The organism is Luteibacter sp. P4_D7_3 (assembly GCF_056401735.1).
The window spans coordinates 1-2,350 of the sequence record NZ_JBFUIT010000457.1; the positions used below are offsets into that span (position 1 = coordinate 1).

Annotated in this window: 2 protein-coding genes and 1 pseudogene; all 3 read right to left on the bottom strand. The window is 66.0% G+C overall.

What is annotated here, in order from left to right; all coding sequences use genetic code 11:
* Positions 1-342: pseudogene (locus tag AC1DSN_RS21450) on the bottom strand (hypothetical protein); the annotation flags it as partial.
* 69 nt (positions 343-411) lie between these two features.
* Complete coding sequence (locus AC1DSN_RS21455; RefSeq protein WP_477294407.1) at positions 412-1,548, bottom strand: major capsid protein; 1,137 nt, start codon at positions 1,546-1,548, stop codon at positions 412-414.
* Positions 1,549-1,558: 10 nt separating this feature from the next.
* Positions 1,559-2,314 carry a DUF6651 domain-containing protein gene (locus AC1DSN_RS21460; RefSeq protein ID WP_477294405.1) on the bottom strand — a complete coding sequence of 252 codons (756 nt, stop codon included), beginning with the start codon at positions 2,312-2,314 and terminating at the stop codon, positions 1,559-1,561.
* Positions 2,315-2,350: the final 36 nt, after the last annotated feature.

A 2,350-nucleotide genomic window follows, 5' to 3' on the forward strand; every position in this document is an offset into this window, starting at 1 on the left:
GAGCACCATGTGGACGAAGACAACGGCTTCCGCGCCGGCTGGCGGCTTGACGCCATCACCAGTGCCATCACCGGCGCCGGCGCCGGTGCCGGTGCCGGTGCCGGTGCCGTTCCCCTCGTTGCTGCCGCTGTCCTGCGGTGCCTCGGCGGCCTTGATCGCGTCCTCGATCGCGGTGACGACCGTCACGCGCACCTTGCCGGCCTGCTCGGCGATCAGTGCCGCCTTGAGCAGCTGCACGTCCTTGATGCCTGGTACTGCGGCAATGACATCCGTGGCCTGCCCGGAGACGATGCTCTGGCCTTGGGCCAGCAGTTCGTCCGCTGCGTTCGTGTTCTCGCTCATGGAAATGTCCTCACTGGGCATGATCTGGCGCCCGGCCGAAGCCGAGCGCCACACCACTGCCGGACGGGCTTAGCCCAGGAACAGCGCCGTGTGCGCCGGCTTGATGTTCGCCCAGCCGTAGGCAAGGCTCACTTCGTAGCGGACGCGGCGGTACTGCAGGTACATGGCGATTTCGAACGTCAGGCCCGTACGCGGATCCGTGATCAGCATGCGGTCGGCGGCCGAGTCGCCCTCTTCCGGCAGCGCCGGGGCACGCGTGGCGATGACGATCGCCGAGCGGCTGAAGGCGATGTTGCCGGTGTAGGCGGCACCCACGGAGACCGCGGTGCCGGTGGCGACAGCCTTACGCAGGCCCGGGGCCGAGATCGTCAGGTTGCCGCCGGTGAGGGCCGTCGCGACGACGTACTTGTTGGTATCACCCGCGAAGGTGATCACGTCGCCCGCCACGATGGTGCCGGTGCCGGTCTGGACCGGAATCGTGACGGCGCCAGCGACGAGAGCGCCGTTGGTGACGTACGCGGCACCGGTGCCGGCCACGTGCTGGCCCACGCCAGCGGACTCGCGCAGCTTGAAGCCGTGGATGTCCAGCAGCGTGCCCTGCTCGCGGAGCTGCGTGGTGCCAGCCTCGTTTGCCTTCGTCAGCTGAGCCAGGGAGCGAACCTTCGCGCCGGCGGTGGTGTCGATCACCATCTGCAGGTCGCTTGTCGGCGCGCCGTTGTCCTTCAGGATCTTCAGGACGTTGGCCGGATCGCTGAGGTCCGTGGCGAACGGCGTGGTGCCAGCCGTGCCCCAGGCGCGGGACGGGCTACCGAGCGTCGCCAGGGTGCCGACGTTCGTCTCGACCTCGTTCACCAGCGTGCGAATCGCCTGCTGGATCTGGTTCTGGCGAATGTTGGCGTAACCCGGGCCGCTGTTGACGCCCTTCTGCTCCTCACCGCTCCAGCGGAACGGCACGGTGCGCGACTTGCTGATGACGATCTGGTTATTACCGATGTTCTGGTCACCGTCGTCGGGCGGCAGCTGGCCAGGGACGATGTCCTCGGCAGCGGCGGCCGGCGTGATCGGGATCCGCACGGTCTGGTTGAGGGCGGCACGTTCGGCCGAGGAGTCCAGCGTTGCCGCCGGGATGAAGCCCGACATCTCGCGCGAGACGACATCGAGCGCCTCGTACAGGTCGGGGATGAGCGCGGTAAGCGTATTCGCCACGGGGTGTTCCTCAGTCGGTCACGGTTCCGCCGGCTTTCACGTGTTCCTGCTGCTGAGCAGGCGACAGCGTGTCGAACGCGGCGCGGTTGATTTGCTTCTTTCCTGCACCGCCACCGTTGCCGCCACCCTGCGCACCGCCGCCATTGGCGCCGCTGCCCTTGAGGATGTGGTCACGGTTCGGGTACTGCTCGATGAGGAGTTCGAGGGCTTCGTCGAAGTCCGCCGAATCACCAGGGCGAAGACGGCTGAAAATCTTGTTGCCGTCGGTGCCGTAGGCCACGACCTTGCCGTCCTCGATCTTGAAGGCCGACCCGAAACGGGCTTCGACCATATCGACCGGGATGGCCAGCTTCTCGGCGATCAGCTTGGAGCGCGCGAAACTGCCGCCGATCTTCTCGTTGCGGAGTTCCGCCTCGAGCTTTTCGGTTGCCTTCTTCGCGTCCGCCAGCTTCACGTCATAGACCTTCGTGATTTCGGTGCGGACCTCATCGACCTTGCCGGCATCCACCAGCGTTTTCTGGTCGAGCTTGGAGACGGTGTCGATGGCCTTGCGCGCGGCTTCCGGATCGAGGCCTTCGAAGGTCTTGATCGTCTTTTCCGCCGTCTCGGCACGCTCGCGGTGGGTCTTGGACTCACCATTCAGCGCGGAGATCTTGCCCATGGCCTGCGGCGCGTCGAAGGGGATGTCTTTCCCGTCGTCGTGCGTGTAGACCGGCTTGCCATCGACCACGACAACGTGGCCCTGCTCATCGAGTTTCAATTTCATGGTGGTTTTCCAACCTGTGGACAGGCCATCCGGCCG